This window comes from Nodosilinea sp. LEGE 07088, assembly GCF_015207395.1.
Lineage (GTDB): Bacteria > Cyanobacteriota > Cyanobacteriia > Phormidesmidales > Phormidesmidaceae > Nodosilinea.
The window spans coordinates 1-5,525 of record NZ_JADEWX010000270.1 but is presented as its reverse complement, the minus strand read 5'-3'; the positions used below and the strand labels follow the sequence as shown (position 1 = coordinate 5,525).

Genomic DNA, 5,525 nt, shown 5'->3' with positions numbered 1-5,525 from the left:
GTGCTCATGAAACTTAAGCTGCTTCTGCAACTCCTGTTTCTCTTCGGCGGTCAGATAGTTCTTGATTGGCATAGATACTTCGCCAAAATATGCTCTCTAATATGTAGTTTAAATGATTAACAGCTTAGCTCAGGGTTTTGTGCATCACGATAGGGCAAGCAGTGATAAGCTCTCATCTTCATAAAATAGTTTGATCGCGTCGAAATCTCGCCGCAGTACATCTTCAACTTGCCATGTCGAGCAATTGCCAAGGCGAAGCCAAATGACTATATGGGTGCGGTCATGAACCGACGCTCGCGATCGGCGGCATAGGCGATACAGGCTTTTAGATCTTCTCGCGTCAGGTCGGGAAAGTCATCGAGAATTTCGGCTTCGGTCATCTCGGAAGCCAGGTATTCAAGCACTTCGTAGACTGTGATTCGCAGGCCGCGTACGCAAGGTTTGCCGCCGCGCTTGTTGGGTTCGATGGTGATGTAATCTCGGTAATCCATAGTTGAACCTATTAAAGATGTATTCTCAATGTTTACATTGAATTATCAATCACTTTATAGCTAGCAGTAAGCAGTGAGAAAAAGTAGATGCTGTTGGGTTTCCTGCGTCAACCCAACCTTGTATATAAGCGGTACGCCCCTTGGATTTATCCTAAAGGCATATCGTTGCGGGGAGGACTCCGAACCCAACCTCAAGCCACCAAGCTTGCCTCGTAGATCTATCAGAGCCTCCCCACCCCTCAAGCTGTCACCCCAAGCAGCCTGGACAGTATGCTGGGTAACCCGTTTATAGGCACCCCGGATTCCGCAAGGATAGTGCGCTTGTTGAGTGACTCGGTTGTTACGGACTCAGGAGTAGGCGTATGAGTGCATCGGCGATCGTTCCGCTAGGTATTGATATCAGCAAAGGCAGTTTTGACGTCGCCCTGCTGAGAGAGAGCACCCGTGTCAAACGAGCCAAATTCGACAATACAGCCGCTGGATTTGCGCAGCTGAGCGAGTGGTTGAAATCTCAGGACAGTGAGCAGGCCCACGCGTGCCTGGAAGCCACCAATACTTACGGTCACGCCCTAGCCCGCTATCTGTATCACCAGGGCCATCAGGTCAGTATCGTCAATCCGGCCCGCATCAAGGGCTACGGTAAAAGTCAGCTTAGCCGCACCAAGAATGATGCTGCCGATGCTGCTCTGATTGCCCGCTTTTGTCGAGACCTCAAGCCAACGCTCTGGCATCCCGCGCCCGATGAGGTCGCCAAACTCCAGAGGCTCACCCGGCGCTTAGAGGCGCTTGAACAGATGATGACGCAGGAAAAGAACCGCCGAGAACTCTGTAATGATGACGAACTCAAGGCTGATATTGACGCGCATATTGAGTTCCTGGAGGCGCAAGAAACGGCACTAAAAAAGCGCTTACAGCAGCATATTCAAGCCCATGACCACTTAGCTGAGCAACAGACCCTCTTGGAGTCCATCACAGGCATCGGCACCCAGACCGCGCTCACCGTGCTCGGCGAGATTGGCTCAATTGAAGTCTTTGGCTCAGCACGCCAATTAGCGGCGTTTGCCGGTCTTACCCCTCAAGAGTTTCAGTCCGGTAGCTCCATCAACGGGAAAACGCGATTGTGCAAGATTGGCAATGCCCGTCTGCGTAAGGCTCTCTATTTCCCAGCCCTCGTGATGATTCGCTATTGCCCTGAAATCCAAGCGTTTCGGCAACGGCTGCTGGCCGCTGGAAAGCAGAAGATGCAAGTTGTCGGAGCCGTCATGCACAAACTCATCCGAATTATCTACGGTGTGTTGTCTTCAGGGGAAAAATTTGACTCCGCTAAATTAGTCCCCCAGAACACTTGACCTACAGCGGCTTAAACAGTATCTACAGGAGATCTGCGATCGCACTCGTTAGATTTTATCGGCTAGTTTTCTTCCAAGCCCTCTAGCAACTCCTCGCTAGTAGTGTTCGCGTTGTCTGTGGCAGAAGATGCCAAGTTCAGTATTTCACTTTTGATGATTCCTAGATTAAAAGCTTCAGCTAGTTTTTTTCGGAATTCAGGTGGTGTATCCGAGACCCATTCGTTTGAAACCATTTTTCCTTGGACATTCAAGGGATCACTATTTATTATTGCTGCAATCCCTTTTTGACCTTCTACATAGTAAGTTTTTTTTAGGAAATCTGGTAAGTCATCATCTTTTGGTTGAATCGTTGCGGGATAAGGATAATTAGGTCGGTATACAACCGAAAACAGCATAGCAGTTCGATTACTCTTCACATGTTTTGCGTGAACTTTTATCATAGGATTGCCAGTTTTGGTCGTTGCATCCTGTAAAATTAATTCCATGACTCCCCGGCTACTCGTTTGCCAATCCTCTTGAGCGGCTTTAAGAATCTCTCTGGGCGATTGTGTGTCGCTAATCTCAATGCCTTCTGGCCAAAAATTACTCATTCTTCTACTCAAAAAAACTTACAAGAATTGGAAAATGATCTGATGCATTATTAGTATCTGGATGTCCTTTTCGGTTCATGAGTGATGCAGTCCCAGCTTCAGTCAAAATTTTTACACTGTGAAAAATTCCTACGATGGAATGGTTAATTATAATCTGATCGAGCATGCTCCATCCGTAAGGGCCTTGGTTGCTAGTGTCGTAAACAGTGCCAGCAGGGCCATCTGTGTTGTCACCGAAAAGACTCCACATTGGATTGTAGTAAAAATCATAATCTTTATCCTGGAACCGACGAGAACCACGTTCCACACATGATTTTGTCATCATTGCATTCAGTCCTGCTGCTAGATTCATACCTCTTTCATATGGATTCATATTAAAATCACCGAGAAGTATCAACTTATTCGTGCGTTGCTGATCAATAACTAATTTCATATCATCTGCAAGGGACTGGACAGATGACTGTCGAGATTCGGAATCATAATTTCGAATGTCAAAACCGTGAAATAGAGCCAGTAAAGTTTCATGCGTACCGATTTTCAGCTTACGCACGCTAGTCCGATTACCGGAGTGAATTTCAGACATATCAAGTTGACGATTTCTGCAAAAACAGTGAAATCTGTCTGTAGGTTGATGGATTGGACAATAAAACTCTTTGGCAACATTTTCCTGAAGCATTTTGAGCGTCTTTTTGGCTGGCACATTATTTTCACAGAGTACGACAACATCTGTATTTGTTGCTGTGGACATTGCACATACAAACTTGCTCAAGTCTTTCTTATTTACATTCCAGAAGATGATTTTTAACAAATCAGAAACCCTAATTTTTATCTATTTTTTGCTTATAAAAATTCTCAACGTCACATTTTTATCTCGCGAAGGTTACATCTACTAAGCTAAAAAAATATAAGTCGTCGGGTAAAGGAAGGGGTTTTAGATATAGCCCCCTCCCTCCCCTCAGAACCGTGCATACGACTTTCACCGTACACGGCTCAAGCAATGCCTTGAGATTCAGTGTCTCCGATGCTTAACAACCCTTGCGAATTGTCCTGACGGTTACGTTTGCAAACCGAAGCCTGCACCTAACTTTTCCCGCCAGTTAAGTCTCATCTCACTTGCAATCAAGACGATCACCTGTCCCACGTCAGCACCCTTTCGGGTTGGGTATTGCCCTATCTGCCCCGTTATGGATTCCGGTTCCCTTTCGGTTGGCAGCCTTCGCGTCTTGGGACATCCTGTTTCCGCTAGAGGATTCGACCGCAGTTGCCTTTGGCTTACCGAATTCTGAAGGCAGGATTCGGACTCTATCGGGGTTTCCTCGTTCCGCACGGGGTGGAGATACGGTTGCCTTAGGACTCCTCTTTACTCCGGGGGCGGGGTGTTCGCGATGGATATTTAGACGCTATCCATTCCCATGTGCCCCAACATGCTCGTCTCAGCCTTTTCGAGCACCTAAATTAACGAAGCCTCATCAAGGATTCATTTCCATTATCCGTAGCAACCTTGCCCTAGCCCTCTTACCGAGTTTGGCTCTCAGCTTGTTGGACACTTAACCTCGTCTGCTGATACTGCCCTCCCCTTACGGGTTGAACATTCCGAGGCGGACATCTGCCTGAACACTGGCAGGGAAAGGATTTTAGGAGTCCTTTCCAACTCCCCCGAACGACTTCGAGTCGCGCGTCTAACAAATTAATAGATCGCTCCTGTCTGCCTGATTTCCTCTATAGGGTAGATAGGCAGATTATTTGCAGCCTAATTCCCCTTCGAGGATGAATATGCAGCGGATAATCTGCATAATAGCTTTCTCAAGGGTAGATAGGCAGAACTATTCTGTCTAAATATCTGCCAGAGTATCGTGCCATCCTCCACGGTTGACGGGGAGTTTTTGTACCAGTATGCTCTATCGTTAAGCCGTTCAACAGAGCGGTAGCCACACAGAACTCGAAAATCTTGGCGCTGTCCGTAGGTGCGGCTAACACCAACAGACAGCTAACCCCGCAAATCTCCGAAGCAGATTGCGAGATTAAGGTTATCGTACCCTAGCCCCCCCAGTTTGCACTTCAAGTGTGGGTGGCTAGTTTTTCGCGTTCTGTCTTCCTCGCCCATCCCCTCCTTGGAGGGGTGCCCGCAGGGCGGGGTGGGTAAAAATAGCGCCAGAAAATGAGCTGATGAGTCCGGCATGGGGGCTTCTTGGCCGAGCCTGACCCACCCCTTATACCAAATCCGAGTCATACAACCCCGCTTCGAAACCGATACCTCGTAGGGGCATTGCAGTGCAATGCCCCTACAAACCGGGGGTATACAGATAGGATTTGGTATTACCCCTCCCAGGAGGGGACGATCAGGCTGTTTGGCCAAAAAATATTCTTTACTGGACAGTCACAAGTTTTATGTGGATCCAGATTTAGACCTAGGCCGACAAAGGTAGAGAATCAGGGGGGTTCTGAGGACCAAGCTTGGCGGCGAGGAATTTAGGCAGAAGTAGAGTGGGCGGGCTTTTGGGAAAAACCTCCTGGGCTTGATATTGGAGGGCGAGTTGGACAATGCGCTCACTGGGGTAGCCATGGTTAGGCAAGGTGCGAAACCAGCGAGGAAAGTTTGACCAGACCAGGGTGGGCAACTCTAAAGCCAATACCTGAAGCACCCCTAAGGCAATGGCATTGAGATTAACAAAGCGTTCCAGGGCCTCCACTTTAGTCAGGATTTGGGCTTGAACGGACTCAGGGTAGTCCGCTAGCTTGAGCGTCTTAGGCCACCGTGGAGCCGGGGTCATGGCTTTGAGCCAGAAACGATAGGCAAAGCCACCGAGCAGGTGAATCAGGGTGCGGAAGGTGAGCTCAATCTTAAAGCGTAAGCCATAGGCTGCAATTACCTCGGGGCCACTCAACGAGCCATCGGTGGAGACCAGAATGAATTGCCGACCATTGGCGAGTTGAGTGAGCACAAAGCGCACCGTGGTCTCGGGACTATTGATCTTGACTCAAGAAAGTGGACAGGTACTTTAAGCTACGTTCAGGCCCTCTAGAGAGAGCCAGTAGTTGTCTTCAAACTGCACTGGGGACAGATATCCAAGAGTTGAGTGCAACCGTTGTCGGTT

The 5,525-nt window shown here is 48.3% G+C and carries 5 protein-coding genes; 1 reads left to right on the top strand and 4 read right to left on the bottom strand.

Annotated elements, in window-relative coordinates:
- Window positions 1-266: 266 nt before the first annotated feature.
- A complete protein-coding gene (locus IQ254_RS29410; protein ID WP_193969701.1) occupies window positions 267-491 on the bottom strand; it encodes a DUF433 domain-containing protein in 225 nt (74 codons plus the stop codon).
- A 362-nt stretch (window positions 492-853) separates the two neighbouring features.
- Here IQ254_RS29410 and IQ254_RS29405 point away from each other — a divergent pair, with 362 nt between their 5' ends.
- Window positions 854-1,840, top strand: coding sequence for an IS110 family transposase (locus tag IQ254_RS29405; protein ID WP_193969700.1), 987 nt, complete (start codon window positions 854-856; stop codon window positions 1,838-1,840).
- Window positions 1,841-1,902: 62 nt separating this feature from the next.
- Here the strand turns inward: IQ254_RS29405 and IQ254_RS29400 are convergent, their stop codons facing one another.
- The 3 genes from IQ254_RS29400 to IQ254_RS29390 form a co-directional block, all read right to left on the bottom strand.
- Entirely contained in the window at window positions 1,903-2,430 is a 528-nt protein-coding gene (locus IQ254_RS29400) for a hypothetical protein (RefSeq protein ID WP_193969699.1), read from the bottom strand.
- A 4-nt stretch (window positions 2,431-2,434) separates the two neighbouring features.
- Window positions 2,435-3,238, bottom strand: a complete 804-nt coding sequence (locus IQ254_RS29395; protein ID WP_193969698.1) for an endonuclease/exonuclease/phosphatase family protein — start codon at window positions 3,236-3,238, stop codon at window positions 2,435-2,437.
- 1,600 nt (window positions 3,239-4,838) lie between these two features.
- Window positions 4,839-5,372: a hypothetical protein gene (locus IQ254_RS29390; RefSeq protein WP_193969697.1), complete on the bottom strand. Its 534-nt coding sequence runs from the start codon at window positions 5,370-5,372 to the stop codon at window positions 4,839-4,841.
- Window positions 5,373-5,525: the final 153 nt, after the last annotated feature.

Coding starts and splice junctions, on each gene's coding strand:
- IQ254_RS29410 (WP_193969701.1), bottom strand. CDS start 491: ATGGATTACCGAGATTACATCACCATCGAACCCAACAAGCGCGGCGGC.
- IQ254_RS29405 (WP_193969700.1), top strand. CDS start 854: ATGAGTGCATCGGCGATCGTTCCGCTAGGTATTGATATCAGCAAAGGC.
- IQ254_RS29400 (WP_193969699.1), bottom strand. CDS start 2,430: ATGAGTAATTTTTGGCCAGAAGGCATTGAGATTAGCGACACACAATCG.